Origin of the sequence: Microvirga arabica (assembly GCF_016811235.1) — a bacterium.
In the GTDB taxonomy this organism is placed as follows: domain Bacteria; phylum Pseudomonadota; class Alphaproteobacteria; order Rhizobiales; family Beijerinckiaceae; genus Microvirga; species Microvirga arabica.
Window position 1 is genome coordinate 37,782 of the sequence record NZ_JAFBID010000036.1, and the last position, 15,852, is coordinate 53,633.

Sequence of the window (15,852 nt, forward strand, 5' to 3'; positions counted from 1 at the left end):
GATCGGCGAAGCTATGATTATAGACACGATATCGTGGTGGATGAGGAGGCGAGCGATGTACGCCCCCCTCAAGGCATGAGGCCCTTCCACCGGGCCGGTGAGAGTCCGGCATTTTCAGGTCTGTCAGCACAGACTGATTTTCCCATACGTACCAATACCAAAGATATTCAAAGCCGTAAGAAGAACAATGTGGCATAGGGCAGTCCATAACATCATGCCGGCGCCCTCATGCGGTGGGTGGCAAAATTGCGCAATGAAGCTTTCTCAATCAACCGGGCGGGTCTGAAGGTCTCAGGCAAGGCTCTGCCACTGATCGCGGTGATCACTCTGATAGCGCTCGGCCTCGCAGCATTGGCCGTGTATTGGGCGGTCCGTCAGAGTGATGCCGCCGCCATCGATCGCCAACTCCAGATGACAGAGCGGAGTGTTCGAGGAATCCTACGCGAGCTTTCACTGCAACAGGAAGTCGTAGCCGTTTGGGACGACCCGATTCTTCAGCTCAACAAGACGAATTTGGATATAGAGTGGCTTGATGAGAATCTCGGCTCCTGGCTCACCCGCACCTATGGGCACGATCAGGTTTACATTCTGAACGCTCAGGATGAGCCCGTCTTTGCCGCCGTCGATGGCGCCCTGGTCGAACCACGCACCTTCGGCCAGATCGAGCGGGAGCTTGGAATCCACCTCTCAGAACTGCGGGAGACGCAGGGCCCCCTTCATGAGAATTCCGCTAGGTCCGCGCAGGACGGAAAGTATCTAACCTCAGGACGGGCAGTGTACGATGCCCATCTCCTGAAGCTGACCGGCCGGCCCGCAGCTGTGAGCGCCATGAAAATTGTCCCTCACTCGGATGAGGTCATGCAGCAGTCCGGGAGCGAGTTCATTCTGGTCAGCATCCGCTTTCTCGACGGCGCATTCCTCCGGCAACTCTCCGAAAAGAACCTCATCGAGGGGCTGCGCTTCTCACTAACGGAGGACAAGGCAGGCGCGGAAGTCTCAGTTCCGCTCGATTCCGATGCGGGAGGTCGCATCGGCTACTTCGTCTGGACGCCTGAGACGCCGGGCACAAAGATCCTTGGCATCATCGGACCGGCCGGCGCCCTGTTCAGCGTGCTCATTCTTGTTCTGATGGGGCTGCTTCTTGGTTGGCTTGCGCGCGCGATGTCGGCTCTTCAAACCATGGTCGTCGAACTCCGCGCCAGTGAGGCCCAGGCTCAGCACCTTGCCTTCCATGACGTGCTCACGGGCTTGCCGAACCGGGCTTTGTTCGACGACCGCCTTGATCAGGCCCTGGCCCGTACTCAGCGTGGTGAAAAGATTTCCGTGCTGATGTTGGACTTGGACCGATTCAAACATGTGAACGACACATTGGGACATCATGCCGGCGACAGCCTCATCCGGGAACTGGCAGGACGACTGACGAAGCTCCTGAGGAGCAGCGACACCGTTGCACGCCTGGGGGGTGACGAGTTCGCCATCGTGCAGACAGGGATTGCAGGCGACGAGGACATTGACGCTCTGTGCACCCGCATTCTTGCAGCTGTTCGCGAGCCCTTTGATATTCTTGACCATCAGGCCTTCGTGGGCGTGAGCATCGGCATCGCCGTAGCGCCTGACGCAGGCTCCGAGCGTGTCGAGATCATGCGAAAAGCCGACATCGCGCTCTATCGCGCCAAAGCAGAAGGTCGAGGCTGCTATCGCCTGTTCACGGCTGAGATGGACGAAACTGTTAAGGTACGCGGAACCATTGAGGAGGAGCTCCGGGTCGCTTTGATGTCGGGAGAAGGACTGGAGGTTGCTTATCAGCCTCAAGTCGCGGGAGCAGGCAAGCCTATCGTAGGCCTTGAGGCATTGGTACGGTGGCGCCACCCTACACGAGGAGTCATTCTGCCCGATCAGTTCATCCCGGTTGCCGAACAAACAGGCCTCATCTCGCAGCTGGGCGAATGGGTTCTGCGGGAGGCTTGTGCAACATCGCGCCACTGGCCCAATCTGTTCATCTCGGTCAACCTGTCACCGGTCCAGTTCCGCATTGACGGCTTTGCAGAACGCGTGATGGAGGTTGTCCGCGAGACCGGTGTGGACCCTCGAAGAATTGAGCTTGAGATCACCGAGGGGGTCCTCCTCGACGACGGAGGTCAAACGGCTCAGACGCTGAGGAAGCTGCGGGCGGCAGGTTTCAGGATCGCGCTCGATGACTTTGGAACCGGCTACTCAAGTCTTGGCTATCTGCACCGCTACGAAGTGGACAAGATCAAGATTGACCGCTCCTTCGTGAGCAGCCTGGGACGGGAAGACAGCGCGGGGGCGATCATCAGTGCAATCGTCGCCCTGGGCCAAGCAATGAACCTGACAGTCACGGCCGAAGGGGTCGAAACCAGGGAACAGGAGCATTTCCTGCGCAGTGCAGGCTGTGACGAACTGCAGGGCTACCGGTACTTCAGGGCCCTGACCAGAGAGCAGGTCGCACGTTTGCTCGATCACGCGCCACAACCCGAACCAAGAGGCGTTCTCACCATTGCATCCTCGACAATCTGAGAGCGGCACCGAGGGAGCAGCTCCGCATTGCTTGGTGCTTCGCGGGTTCCACCGAGAACCCATCGCCTCAAGCCTCAGAAACATCCATGGCGCGCATCTGCTTCAATGGGGATATCAGGGAGGGCGCCCTCCCTGATCTCGAGGGTGAGGCTCTGCGCAATGTGGGTCAGGCGTGGGAGCTGACAAAGGCGATGGCGCGGAACCTGGTAGGTACCGCGTTCGAGCAGTCGGCCAACTGCGTGGCGGCATATTTTGAAGTGAATGACGATGTAGACGGGATCATCCTGGAGTTCCCCTCCCTCGAGGCCATCCCGCTCATGCAGCAATCCCGTTGAGGCCCCAAGGCAGCCCCATTGCCGACCCCGAAAGCCCCAACGCACCCTCGTACGAGGAGCGCCTTTGCCCCACCATGGTCATCCGCACCGTTACGCCCTGGTCCCCGCCTATAGGCCCGGACTTGCCAATCGCGCCCTGTGACGGCACTCTCCCGCTTAACCAAACATTCAGCGGGTGGTTGCCGGTGCCTTGTTGCGCCGGGCAGCCAGGACAAGGGAAATGGCCAATCATGATCAGGCAGGTTAAAAACGCCGGTGCCGGCGGGACGGACGAGGCGGGGTTGATGGAGCGCCGAGCGGGGCTTTTGAGCCGCCGGTCGTTTCTGGCCGGATCGGCGGCCGGAATCGGCGCCCTGGGGCTCGCCGGCTGCGTGACGTCGGACGGCATGAGCCTTGCCGAGGCCTCAAAGCTCTACGGGCCGGTGCCGGATGAGAAGTTCCCGATCCCGGCGATCGACGTGAGCAAGGTCGATCCGAAGTATTTCCGCAAGACCGTGCGCTATGAGACCAAGGAGGCGCCGGGCACGATCATCGTCGATCCGGGCAATTACTACGTCTACCGCATCGAGGACGGCGGCAACGCCACCCGCTACGGGGCCAATGTGGGCCGCGACGGGTTCCGGTGGAGCGGGGACGCCTATGTGGGGCGCAAGAGCGAATGGGCCACCTGGACCCCGCCCGCGGCGATGATCAAGCGCCAGCCCGAAGCCGCCAAATGGGCCCGCGGCATGCCGGGCGGCCTCGACAACCCGCTCGGCGCGCGCACGCTCCATCTCTACCAGAACGGCGCCTACACGCTCTACACGATCTATGCCAGCCTCGACGCGGAATCGATCGGCAACGGCATCACCAGCGGCTGCGTCGGCCTGCTCACCCAGGACATGATGCACCTCTACGACCGCACGCCGGTCAAGACCAAGGTGATCGTGCTGCCGGCCTAAAGCATCGGACCCAAAAGTGGATCTGCACTTTTGGGGTTCATCCGATGCTCGAGCAAGAGCGCCAGCATCGGCGGGGCCGGCGCGTCAGCGCCAGCCCATCGCCGGGGCGACGTGCTTCAGGATCGCCTCGATCACATGGGCGTTGTAGGCGACGCCGAGCTGGTTCGGCACGGTGAGCAGCAGCGTGTCGGCCTCGGCAATCGCCTCGTCGGCTTTCAGCTCCTCCACCAGCCGGTCCGGCTCCGCCGCGTAGGAGCGGCCGAAGATCGCCCGCATGTTGTCGATGATGCCGATCTGGTCGCCCTCCTTGCCGCGGCCGAAATAGGCGCGGTCGCGGTCGTCGATGAGCGCGAAGATGGAGCGCGAGACCGAGACGCGCGGCGCGCGGGCATGCCCCGCCTCCTTCCAGGCCTCCCGGTAGCGGCGGATCTGCCGGGCCTGCTGCACATGGAAGGGCTCGCCCGTCTCGTCCTCCTTCAGGGTTGAGCTCTGGAGGTTCATGCCCTGCTGCGCGGCCCACACGGCCGTGGCGTCGGACGCGGAGCCCCACCAGATGCGCTCGCGCAGGCCTTCCGAGTGCGGCTCGAGGCGTAAGAGGCCGGGCGGGTTGGGAAACATCGGGCGCGGGTTCGGCTGGGCAAAGCCCTCGCCGCTCAGCACGCGGAGAAACACGTCCGTGTGCTGGCGGGCCATGTCGGCATCGCTCTGGCCTTCTTCCGGCGCGTAGCCGAAATAGCGCCAGCCGTCGATCACCTGCTCGGGCGAGCCGCGGCTGATGCCGAGCTGGAGACGGCCGCCGCTGATCAGATCGGCCGCGCCCGCATCCTCGGCCATGTAGAGCGGGTTCTCGTAGCGCATGTCGATGACCGCGGTGCCGATCTCGATGCGGCTGGTCTTTGCGCCGATGGCCGCCAGCAGCGGAAACGGCGAGGCGAGCTGGCGGGCGAAGTGATGGACGCGGAAGTATGCGCCGTCCGCGCCCAGTTCCTCGGTCGCCACGGCAAGCTCAATGGACTGGAGCAGCGTGTCGCGGGCGGACCGGGTCTGCGACCCGGGCGTAGGCGACCAATGTCCGAACGAGAGAAAGCCGATCTTCTTCATGAGGCGGTTCCTGTGCAAAGGCCTGCAGCCGGTTCGGGACCTCGTACGCCCGCCGCCCCGGCAGATCAACCTTGTCAAAGCAGCCAGGCCGGCGGTTCCTGTTGCGCACGGCCGTGACAGGCAGCCTCCACGCAGGCGGCCATGCTGCCGAACCGGACCCCTCGCCCAACCAGGCCCGGCGCATAATGCGCGTATTTGCCGGAGTTGGTCATCAGCGTTCGAGCCGCCGGAGGGATCACCGGCTCGCCGAGCATGCACCAACAGGTATCCGTCACGAACTGCACGCCGAAGGCTTCGGCCTCGGCCACATGACCGGCCTGCGAGGCCGCCTCAAACACGGCCCGGCCGCAGGTCACGATCAGCGCAACATCCGCCGACTTGGTCCGCCCCCGCACGAGCGCGGCCAGGCGCGCGCACTCGCTTAAGGAAAAGTGCGGATTGCCGAGGCTGACAAGCCCGACCTCCGGCGATGTGGCGGTGTTCAGCGCCTCCCAGGCCTGCTGCAACGCGCTCACTTCGATGCGCGCTTGGCGCTCCGGTGTTTGCCCGTCCGCTTCAGGCGTGATCCCGGCGATGTGGAACATCGGTGCGGCAGCCACCGTGGCAAAGGCTGCACCGAAGGCCTTCAACGCGTCCGGCCCGGCAGCGCTCGTCTCCAGCCCGCGGATCAGCGGGATCTCGGTGCCGCAAATGGCGCCGCAGCAATAGCCGAGCAGCGGCCAGAAGCTGTCATCGGCTTCCGGAGGCATCTCAACATCCAGGGCGAGCGTCGCCCGCCGTCCGGCATCGCGATGGCAGCCCGCGAGCGGAGCACGCCCGGTCAGGGCCATGCAGATGTCCAGGTAGTCCGGGTATTTCATCGTCCGGGCGCCGAGCACGCTGTTGGCATAGACCACCGCGTTCGACTCCGCCCAGCCGACCTGCTCGCCAAATCGGGGCGCACTCTCGAGCAGGTACGGCGCGCAGGTGAAGCTGGGCTCAGCGCCCATGGCAAGGTAGGCATCCGCCAAGGCGCTCGCCGGATTTCCCAAGTCGTCTGCCACGCCCTGTGCACGCCAGCGGCGCTTGTCCACCGAGATGGCGTTGAGTGTGGTCGGCACCCGCACGCGCGCTCCCCACGCGACCAGCATCTCGGCAAAGCGCAAGCTCGCCGGCCCGGTGTAGATGCAGCCGTCGACATGCACCTGGGATACGTCCATGAAGGCCTCGGCCTCTTGAACGGCGGCCATCCGCAGCTGCAGGCGCATGGCGATTTCCGCCGCCTTGCCGTGCTGGCCCGAGAGGAACGCCTGGTCGATCGCATCCAGGTGGACGGACGTCTCTCCAGAGACCTCATGCTGTAACCCGTGGGGTTGCCAATCCTCAGCGGGCGGCTCGTGGAGAAGCTGAAGGCCGGCTCCCGCCACTCTGGCATACCGGTACTCACCGAGGCGCGCGAACACCTCCCGGTCCACCCGCAGCACCGGGATCGACCGGTCGAAGACCACCTCGGCAATCATTGCGCCGAGGGTGAGGATCTCTTCGCGCTCGCAGATGACGATGGCCGCCGGCGCATGATCGTTCAGGATCAGTTCGAGCAGCACGCCGCTTCCGGAGCACGATCCGCGGCCGCTCGGGATCGCGAGCACCCGCCCGGCCAGGCTCCGGTTGCGCAAAGGATGATGCTGGTCGATGACGATCCCCGTTTGAGGATCCACGCCGCCCCAGAAGCTGAGACCCACCTCCGCGCTGAGCAGTTCGCCCCGTGCCTCACCGGCTACCAGTGTCCTGCCGTAACTTGTGAGATTCACGCGATTGCTCCTGGCTCAATGGGCTATTCAGGCTCGAGGCCTTTGTCCTGCGATCCGAAACCTTGAAGGCTTGGTTGGAGGGAATCAAGGCTGCCTCGGCAAAGGCGATACGCTCCTCATTCCCGATGCCGCCAAGCTGGTTCAGGCAAGGGGGCAGACGATGCCTGTGGCAAAAAACACTATCTAGACCCCCTCACCAGAACCATGAGCCAGGCTACCTTAGGAAGAGGGTTGGCGTTGAGATCCCTTTTGGTTGCTCTAGATCGTATCCCCGTCACACCTTCGTTTCGGCTCCCTTTGCACCTATGGCAAACCATTCGCCCTATCGGGAATCCTCCCCCTGTCGTTTGCCTATGATCCTGGTCCGGAACACGCTCAGCCCCATTCAGGACGATCGTTGCTGTTGGTCCGTTTGGCTTGATCTGCCTCGGCATGCTCGGCTAGGCCCTGCGCAAGCTGTCATCGAGGATCCGGATGGACACTAGCAGGAGCGGACCGACTTCCAGCGCCCCTTACCCCTTCCTGGAAGGCGGTGGCGAGATGGGCGCGCGCATGCGGGCGCACGACTGGAGCACGTCGCCGCTGGGCCAGCCGCACACATGGCCACGGACGCTGCGCACCCTCGTGCGCCTGATGCTCAACGCCAAGCAGCCGATGTTCATCGCCTGGGGGCCGGATCTCGCCTTCCTCTACAACGACGACTACGTGCCGATTTTCGGCGCCAAGCATCCCGGCGCCCTCGGCCGCCCCTTCGCCGAGGTCTGGTCCGACATCTGGGAGCAGATCAAGCCGCTCGTGGACCAGACCCTGGCCGGCCAGGCGAGCTGGCACGAGGATCTGCTGATCCCGATGGAGCGCCATGGCTATCGGGAGGAAGCCTGGTTCAGCTTCTCCTACAACCCGATTTGGGATGACGACGGCAAGATTGCCGGCATGTTCTGCGCCGCGACGGAGACGACCGGCAAGGTCCTCGGCCAGCAGGCCCTGCGCCAGAGCGAGGAGCGCGCCAGGGGCGTGCTCGATGGCATGGACGAGGCCTTCGTGCTCCTCGACCGGGAGTTCCGCGTTCTCCGGATCAACCCGGCCGGCTTGCGGCTGGAGACGCGGGCCGAGGCCGAGATCGTCGGGCGCACGCATTGGGAGGTCTGGCCGAACACGGAGAACTCTCCGCTGGGCAAGCTGTACAAGAAGGCCATGGCGGAGCGCGTGCCCGTCATGTTCGAGAACAGGTACACATGGCCTGACGGACGGGAGGCCTGGATCGAGATCCGGGCCTATCCGGCTCCCGATGGCCTGGCGGTCTTCTACCGCGACATCTCCGAGCGCAAGCACGCGGAGGCTCTGCTTCACGAGGCGGAGGACCACTACCGCCATACGGTCGAACTGAGCCCCCAGGTCAGCTGGACGTCCCTTGCCAACGGCCAGCTCGATCGCGTCGCCAGTCGCTGGCAGGACTGGACCGGCACCACGGGACTGGGCGGGACCTGGGCGCAGGCCATGCACCCGGACGATGTGGAGCCGACCTTGAAGGCATGGGCGCACTCCATTGCCACGGGGGAGCCTTTCGACATCGAGCACCGGGTCAGGATGCGCGCCGGCGAGTATCGCTGGATGCACTCGCGCGCTTCTCCGCGGCGCGGGGACGATGGGCAGATCGTCAAGTGGTACGGCACCACGGAGGACATCTCGGAGCGGCGCGCCAGCCAGGAGGCCCTGCTGGAGGAGACCCGCGCCCTGGAGATCCTCAACACGGCGCTTGCAGCCGCCGCGTCCGAGCTCGACCTGGACCGGCTCGTGCAGAAGGTGACGGATGCGGGTGTCGAGCTCACCGGGGCCCAGTTCGGCGCTTTCTTCTACAACGTGGAGAGTCAGGCGGGCGAGAGCTACATGCTCTATGCGATCTCCGGCGTTCCGCGCGAAGCGTTCTCCAAGTTCCCGATGCCGCGCAACACGCATGTCTTCGCCCCAACGTTCAGCGGCGAACGGATCGTGCGGTCGGACGACATCACCCAGGATCCGGCCTACGGACACTCGGAGCCGCACCGGGGCATGCCCCCGGGCCACCTGCCGGTCCGCAGCTATCTGGCCGTGCCGGTGACGTCGCGCTCGGGCGAGGTGATCGGCGGTTTGTTCTTCGGGCATGCGCAGCCCGGCGTGTTCCACGCGCGGTCTGAGCGATTGATCGTCGGCTTGGCGGCAGGCGCGGCGGTGGCCATCGACAACGCCCGCCTGTTCCAGAAAGCGCAGCGGGAGATCGAAGAGCGCCGGCGCGCCGAAGAGGCGCTGCGGCGTCTGAACGAAACCTTGGAAGCCGAGGTGGAGGAGCGGACGCGGGAAAGAGACCAGATCTGGCAGCTCAGCACGGACCTGATGGATGTGTGCCGGGCCGACGGAACCCTGTTGGCGATCAATCCGGCCTGGACCGCGATGCTCGGCTGGTCGGAGGCTGAACTTCTGGCCAGCAACTTCCTGGGTCTGATCCATCCGGACGATGCCGAAAATACGCTCGCAGAACTTTCACGCCTCGACCAAGGGATTCAGACGTTCCGGTTCGAGAACCGCTTCCGGGCCAAGGACGGCAGCTACCGGCTGATCTCCTGGACGGCCGTGCCGAAGGAAGGACTATTCTACGCCATCGGCCGCGACATCACGGCGGAGCGGGCTGCGGCCGAAACCCTACGGGAGACGGAAGAGGCTCTGCGTCAATCCCAGAAGATGGAGGCGGTGGGCCAGCTCACGGGCGGCATCGCTCACGACTTCAACAACCTCCTGACCGGGGTGATCGGCTCCCTGGACATGCTGCGCACGCGGATAGCGCAGGGACGGACGGACACCGCCGAGCGCTACATCACCGCGGCGACGACCTCGGCAAACCGTGCAGCCGCGCTGACGCATCGCCTGCTTGCCTTTGCACGCCGCCAGCCGCTCGACCCGAGGCCTGTGCAGGCGAACGCGCTCGTGGCCTCCCTGGAGGACCTGTTCCGGCGCACGGTCGGCGAGACGGTCACGCTGGAGGTGGTGCTGGCAGGCGGTCTCTGGCCGACGCTGTGCGATCCCAACCAGCTGGAGAGCGCCCTTCTCAATCTCGTCATCAACGCCCGCGATGCCATGCCGGACGGCGGCAATCTGACGATCGAAACCTGCAACGCCCATCTCGACGACGCGTATGTCGCCGCTCAGCGCGACGTGAAGCCGGGCCAGTATGTCTGCATCTGCGTGACGGACACGGGAACCGGCATGCCGCAGGATGTGATCGCCCGCGCCTTCGATCCGTTCTTCACGACCAAGCCCATCGGCCAGGGCACCGGCCTTGGCCTGTCCATGGTGTACGGCTTTGCGCGGCAGTCGGAGGGACATGCCAAGATCTACAGCGAAGTCGGGCAAGGAAGCACGATCAAGATCTACCTGCCGCGCTATCGCGGCGAGACGGAGGCGGAGATCGAGGCGGCGACCCTGGCCGAGGCGCCGCGGGCCGCGACCGGCGAGACGGTTCTGGTGGTCGAGGACGAGCCGGTGGTTCGCAGCCTGATCGTCGAGGTGCTGGAGGATCTCGGCTACCGGACCCTGGAGGCGGCGGATGGACCGGAAGGGCTCAAGATCCTGCAATCCAGGCGACGCATCGATCTCCTGATCACGGATGTGGGTCTGCCGGGCCTGAATGGGCGCCAGCTCGCCGATGCCGCGCGCGAAGGACGCCCCGACCTCAAGATCCTCTTTATCACCGGCTATGCTGAGAACGCCACCTTGGCAGCAGGCTTCCTGGAGCCGGGAATGCAAATGATCACGAAGCCTTTCGCCGTGGACGCTCTGGCGCAGAAGATCCGGTCAATCATCAAAGGCGATGACGCTGGCAGTTGAGGTACTCGACTGGGAGAAGAGCAAAGCTGAGGCCGGACAAAGGTGCCCCGGCCATATGGCCGGGGCACCTTTGCTGGCCGTGAGGAGGCTAGATCACGAAGAAGTCGCTCGCCGTGATGCTGGCCCTGTTGGTCAGAGTTGCAAACAGCGTCTGGTTGTCCCGAGCCCCGCCATCGGCATCGAAGAACAGGTTGCCTGTGCTCTGATCGTAGATGACCCGGTCGTCGGCCTCCGCGGCGGCGCTCGTGAGCGCGAAGGCGTTGGCGCTCAGAGCCCCGTCCGTCAACCCGACGAACACGGTGTTGTCGAGCCGCAGCGTATCGTCACCGGCGCGGAAGTCCCGGATCCTGTCGACATTGCTTGCCGGGTCGAGAGGAGCGGCAAAGATAAACGCGTCATCGCCCGTGCCGCCGGTGAGCACGTCATTGCCGCCGCCACCGATGAACGTGTCGTCGCCGCGACTGCCGCTGAGGCTGTCGTTGCCGGCACCGCCCACTAGGAAGTCGTCGTCTCTCCCGCCCGTTACCCGGTCATTGCCCATGCCGGCATTGAAGTAGTAGGCGTCGCCCGACTGAACGGCCTTGAGATTGTCAGCGCCTCTGGTGCCGAGGCTCACAACGTCGAACTGATCGCCGCGGGCTGCGCCCGAGACGAGGTCGCGTACGTCAAAGGTCAGTCCGGACCTGGCAGCATCGAACGTCATCCCCTCGTCGTCGAAGCGGCTGATGGCGCCAACGAGCTCGCCGGCACGGTTTTCGGACTGGAGGCGAACCCGAGGCCGCCATCCTGATTGGTCATCGTACCGGCATCGGTCGCCGTTCCGTTGCCCACCTCCGCGCTTGTAAAGGTGAGACGAACCTGCCGCGCCGAGGAAGCGGTGACACTGACCGTGTCGGAGCCCGTGCCCAGGTTGACGATGTCAGAGCCGCCGGACGAGACATTGAAGGAGGCCCGGTCGTTGCCCGTGCCGCCGAAGAGGTGATCGTGACCGGATCCGCCGGACAGCTCGTCGTTGCCCGACCCGCCGACAAGATAGTCATCGCCGGATTCGCCGAACAGCCTGTCATGGCCTGAGCCGCCGTCGAGATAGTCGTCGTCGGAGCCGCCGTAGAGCGTGTCCCGGTCCGAGCCACCGTTCAGGTAGTCATCGCCCGCCCTGCCAAACAGGACATCGCGGCCACCGCGCCCCTGGAGGTTATCGTCGCTCCTGGTCCCTCTGAGCGTGTTGTTGCCGCCATTGCCGACAACAGCGTCGCGAACCTGGAGGGAAACCGCAGCCTCGAAGGACGCAAGGGCGCTGTTGAAGGAGAGTTCCCGGATCTCACCGGACGCGATCGGCAGCACGAGCTTATAGCCTGCCGTTCCGTCCACCTCACCCGTCGTGCCCTGCCCATGCTCGGCGAGAACCGACTTGCCGTGCAGAACGATCTCGCGCCTGTTCAGCGATACGTCGTCCAGCAGCCTTGCGAGATCCCCATTGCGGGCATCCGACAGGTCGTAGGTTTGGGAGAACAGGAACGAGGTACCGGTGGGTGCAGGGAAACCGGAAGCACCAGAGCCAGGAGGGGACGTGAGGTTGAGGAGAACGGGACCATAGGTGTCCAGACCCTCGGCCAGCTCGACGAAACCATCCCGGTCATCGTCCTGAGCCAGGGTCGGCACCGTTGCGTTGCTTCCGTCCACGAAGCCGTGAATGTGCTGCGGGTGGATCTGGCCAGCCTCCACACCACGGGCAGCTGTGATGACGGTGAGCCGGTTGCCCTTGAGCAGGAGCAGAGCCCCGCCTTCGGCTTCGGAATTGTTAAGTTCGCTCAGGTCCGCAAAGAACACGCGGTCTGCACCGGCAAAGGCTTGAAGGGCGGCATTGAGGTTGGCGCTGTTGAGTTCCAGCGAACTATGCGATCCGCTGGCTCCGCCGGCAGACAATCCGCCGTGTGCCATATGGTTTTGCTCAGTCATCGACGACTCCCATGGTTGGTAGCGAGTGAGCTTCAGGGGAGTGGCGTAGCTGTGGCTCTCAGACAGCCGCACGCAAGACAAAGACGAAGCCCGCATTCACCCTGAGGAGACACTACACGGCAAATCAGCGACTGGATGCAGATTACCCAAAATAACCCGATGAATGTCTGCCGAGCTTAAGCTTGCTTATACTAAAGCTTGCGCGCTGATTTTGATGACAGCCAAAGAAATCAATGATCTGTTACTGAAGAAATTTGGATTTTATGTAACTTTATATCGGGTCCAGCGGATACAATTACGATATCGACAGCCATCGCCCTGCTCGCACGTTGCGCAAGAGGACAGGCACGTACACCCATGCCCTGTCGTGCACAAACACGAGACCGACGCCTAAACACGCACGATCTGGATGAACGCGTGCCAAAGGCCATCCTGGTCACGCGGCAAAATCTTGGACGTTTTCTTCACCCGGGCCCCTTCAGCGCATTCCTGTGCTCGTTCGGGCGCAACTACCGTCAATGATGAACAGGATCACCAACCCAATCTCTCCGAGACTTGCCGAATCCTCACGAGGACGTAACAGTGCCCGCCCGCCAGGATGAGAGTCGGCTCATGCACGTACACGCACCCGTTCAAGACCAGCCGCTCGCGGGGCGCCGTGAGTGGATCGGGCTTTGCGTGCTGTCGATCGCCTGCCTGATCTACTCGATGGACCTGTCCGTGCTCTTCCTGGCGATGCCCGCCATCGTGGCGGATCTCGATCCATCGGCTTCGGAACTTCTCTGGATCAACGACATCTACGGCTTCATGGTCGCGGGCTTCCTCGTGACCATGGGCACGCTCGGCGACAGGATCGGCCGCAGGCTCGTGCTGCTCATCGGAGCATTCGCGTTCGGCGTGGCGTCGGCGTTCGCGGCATTTGCCGGCACGGCGCAACAGCTCATCGTCGCGCGTGCGCTGCTGGGCATTGCCGGAGCGACCATTGCCCCCTCGACCCTGTCCCTGGTGGTCAACCTGTTTCAGAACGAACACGAGCGGAATCGTGCCATCGGCATCTGGGGCACCGCCTTCGCCTTAGGGGGACTGGTGGGGCCTCTCATCGGCGGGGTGCTGCTGCAATATTTTCATTGGGGATCGGTGTTTCTGATCAACATCCCGATCATGCTCGCGCTGCTGGTCGTGGCCCCCTTCCTGCTGCCGGAATACAGGACCGGGGGCGGCGAAAAGCTCGATCTCGTCAGCGTCGCCTTGTCGCTCGGGACGGTGCTGCCGATCATCTACGGCTTCAAGCACATGGCGGCCGACGGCTTCGCGCCGCGCCAGCTCGTTGCCATCGCGGCCGGCCTCTTGATCGGCGTGCTGTTCGTGCGTCGCCAGAAGAGCCTCGCGCATCCGCTGATCGACCTGCGCCTGTTCCGCATCCCGGCATTCACCGCCTCGCTGATCGTCAATCTGGCCGGCATGTTCTTCGTGTTCGGCGTGTTCCTGTTTCAGAACCTTTTCCTGCAACTGGTTCTCGGCCTGTCACCGCTCGAGGCGGCCGTGTGGTCCGTGCCGTCCGCGCTCGTCTTCACCATCATGTCGTTGCACGCGTACCGGTTCACGAACCGGCTCGGGCCGGTCAAGACGGTTCTCTTTGGGCTGCTCGTCTATGCGGTCGGCGTCACCGCGATGGCGGTTGCCGCCTATGCCGAGAGCCTCGTCGGCGTCCTTACGACCAGCATGCTGGTGGGTCTCGGCTTCGTGCCCGTCGTCCTCACCACCACAGGCCTGATCGTCGGCACCGCGCCGCCGGAGCAGGCAGGCTCCGCCTCGGCCATTTCCGAGACGAGCGCGGAGTTCGGCGGAGCGCTCGGCGTTGCCCTGCTCGGAAGCCTCGGAACGCTCGTCTATCGCATGACCATGGACGGCGTGGACCTGAGCGGGCTGAACGCCGCCCAGCAGCTCGCCGTCTCCAGCACGCTCGCCGGCGCGGTCGAGACGGCGAAAACCATGGGAGACACCGCGCCGGCATGGCTGGACGTGGCACGCAGCGGCTTCTCGCTGGGCTTCGCAACCTGCTGCGCCCTCGCGGCGATCACGCTGCTCGGCTTGGCCGCCTTGGCGCACAGGATCTATTCCAGCGCCCATATCGACGAGAACGCGGCGGTGCACCACTAAAGGTGAGAGAATCGGCTTCAGAGGGAAAGGAACACGCGATGGCAAAGAATACGATCTGCCTCTGGTACGACAAGGACGCCGAGGCTGCCGCCCGCTTCTATGCCGAGACCTTTCCCGACAGCGCCGTGCATGCGGTTCACCGGGCACCCGGCGACTATCCATCGGGCGAGCAGGGCGACGTGCTGACGGTCGATTTCACGGTTGCGGGTGTTGCCTGTCTCGGTCTCAACGGAGGTCCCGCGTTCAAGCACAACGAAGCCTTCTCGTTCCAGATCGCCACCGACGATCAGGAGGAGACAGACCGCTACTGGAACGCCATCGTGGGCAATGGCGGCCAGGAGAGCGCGTGCGGCTGGTGCAAGGACCGGTGGGGCATATCCTGGCAGATCACGCCGCGCGTGCTGACGGAGGCGCTGGCGGCAGGCGGCCAAGAGGCCAAACGCGTATTCGACGCCATGATGAGCATGACGAAGATCGACGTCGCTGCCATCGAGGCGGCGCGGCGCGGCTGATGCTCCATCGCAGCGAGCGGTCGGCCAGGGTTGTGCGGCATCGCTGTTCTCGGAACTTACGCCCTGCCCCCCGGTTCACCCAGGCGTTCCTTTTCACGATCCGAGACGCCGCTCCATCGCGCCGCCCCTGCCGGTTCAACGAACTCGGGTGGCGCAGAGGCGCCTTGCTCGAAGCGGCCTTCAAGGCAGCTCTCAATGAGGAAACCGACATGTCGAGATCACCAGGCGAACGCAGAACGACCGATCCCCTGAAGGCGGCCGAGGCGGCCTTCAAGAAAGTCACAACCAAGCCCATCGAGGGACCCGCGCCGGCGCCGTCGATTCCGGGCGTGAAGGAGAGCGTCACCCTGCGAATCGATCAGGATGTGCTCGAATACTTCCAGCAGGACGGTCCGGGATGGCAGGACCGCATCAATGCGGCCCTGCGCAAGGCGGCCGGCAAGTAGGGGGGATCAGGGCGTCTGCATGAACAAAGCGGCCTTGACCAGACGGTCGGGGCCGAGATCCTCCTGGGCATCGAGGGCCAGGAGTTCCGCCAGGCGGGTGCGGGCGCGGTTGATGCGGCTCTTGATCGTGCCGAGATTGGTGCCGCAGATCTGCGCCGCCTCCTCGTATGACACGCCCTCGGCGCCCACCAGCAGCAGCGCCTCGCGCTGCT

Annotated in this window: 12 protein-coding genes; 7 read left to right on the top strand and 5 right to left on the bottom strand. The window is 64.1% G+C overall.

Going from position 1 to position 15,852, the window contains the following annotated elements; all coding sequences use genetic code 11:
- Positions 1–246 precede the first annotated feature (246 nt).
- From JQC81_RS17805 to JQC81_RS17815, 3 genes are all read left to right on the top strand, one after another.
- The gene (locus tag JQC81_RS17805) at positions 247–2,538 is read left to right on the top strand and encodes a putative bifunctional diguanylate cyclase/phosphodiesterase (protein WP_203273125.1); all 2,292 of its coding nucleotides are present in this window, start codon (positions 247–249) and stop codon (positions 2,536–2,538) included.
- 86 nt (positions 2,539–2,624) lie between these two features.
- Positions 2,625–2,873, top strand: a complete 249-nt coding sequence (locus tag JQC81_RS17810) for a hypothetical protein (protein ID WP_203273126.1) — start codon at positions 2,625–2,627, stop codon at positions 2,871–2,873.
- A gap of 230 nt (positions 2,874–3,103) precedes the next feature.
- Positions 3,104–3,814 carry a L,D-transpeptidase family protein gene (locus tag JQC81_RS17815; RefSeq protein WP_203273127.1) on the top strand — a complete coding sequence of 237 codons (711 nt, stop codon included), beginning with the start codon at positions 3,104–3,106 and terminating at the stop codon, positions 3,812–3,814.
- A gap of 84 nt (positions 3,815–3,898) precedes the next feature.
- Here JQC81_RS17815 and JQC81_RS17820 read toward each other — a convergent pair whose 3' ends face one another.
- Both JQC81_RS17820 and lhpI read right to left on the bottom strand, forming a co-directional pair.
- Complete coding sequence (locus JQC81_RS17820; RefSeq protein WP_203273128.1) at positions 3,899–4,915, bottom strand: LLM class flavin-dependent oxidoreductase; 1,017 nt, start codon at positions 4,913–4,915, stop codon at positions 3,899–3,901.
- A 74-nt stretch (positions 4,916–4,989) separates the two neighbouring features.
- Entirely contained in the window at positions 4,990–6,705 is a 1,716-nt protein-coding gene (gene lhpI / locus JQC81_RS17825) for a cis-3-hydroxy-L-proline dehydratase (RefSeq protein WP_203273129.1), read from the bottom strand.
- Between the two features lie 474 nt (positions 6,706–7,179).
- On the opposite strand from lhpI, the gene JQC81_RS17830 reads away from it, so the two are divergent.
- On the top strand, positions 7,180–10,563 hold the full coding sequence (locus JQC81_RS17830) for a PAS domain S-box protein (RefSeq protein WP_203273130.1): 3,384 nt from the start codon (positions 7,180–7,182) through the stop codon (positions 10,561–10,563).
- A gap of 88 nt (positions 10,564–10,651) precedes the next feature.
- On the opposite strand, the gene JQC81_RS17835 is transcribed toward JQC81_RS17830, so the two are convergent.
- Together JQC81_RS17835 and JQC81_RS17840 are read right to left on the bottom strand one after the other, a co-directional pair.
- Positions 10,652–11,266, bottom strand: a complete 615-nt coding sequence (locus JQC81_RS17835) for a calcium-binding protein (protein ID WP_246520504.1) — start codon at positions 11,264–11,266, stop codon at positions 10,652–10,654.
- Positions 11,263–12,522 carry a calcium-binding protein gene (locus tag JQC81_RS17840; protein ID WP_246520505.1) on the bottom strand — a complete coding sequence of 420 codons (1,260 nt, stop codon included), beginning with the start codon at positions 12,520–12,522 and terminating at the stop codon, positions 11,263–11,265. Before JQC81_RS17840 ends, JQC81_RS17835 begins: the two co-directional genes overlap by 4 nt.
- Before the next feature lie 612 nt (positions 12,523–13,134).
- On the opposite strand from JQC81_RS17840, the gene JQC81_RS17845 reads away from it, so the two are divergent.
- The 3 genes from JQC81_RS17845 (at position 13,135) to JQC81_RS17855 (ending at position 15,640) form a co-directional block, all read left to right on the top strand.
- Positions 13,135–14,682, top strand: a complete 1,548-nt coding sequence (locus JQC81_RS17845) for an MFS transporter (protein ID WP_203273131.1) — start codon at positions 13,135–13,137, stop codon at positions 14,680–14,682.
- Positions 14,683–14,720: 38 nt separating this feature from the next.
- Positions 14,721–15,194: a VOC family protein gene (locus JQC81_RS17850; RefSeq protein ID WP_203273132.1), complete on the top strand. Its 474-nt coding sequence runs from the start codon at positions 14,721–14,723 to the stop codon at positions 15,192–15,194.
- 209 nt (positions 15,195–15,403) lie between these two features.
- The gene (locus JQC81_RS17855) at positions 15,404–15,640 is read left to right on the top strand and encodes a BrnA antitoxin family protein (protein ID WP_203273133.1); all 237 of its coding nucleotides are present in this window, start codon (positions 15,404–15,406) and stop codon (positions 15,638–15,640) included.
- A gap of 6 nt (positions 15,641–15,646) precedes the next feature.
- On the opposite strand, the gene JQC81_RS17860 is transcribed toward JQC81_RS17855, so the two are convergent.
- A partial coding sequence (locus tag JQC81_RS17860) for a sigma factor-like helix-turn-helix DNA-binding protein (protein ID WP_281400301.1) occupies positions 15,647–15,852 on the bottom strand: 206 nt, incomplete at its 5' end.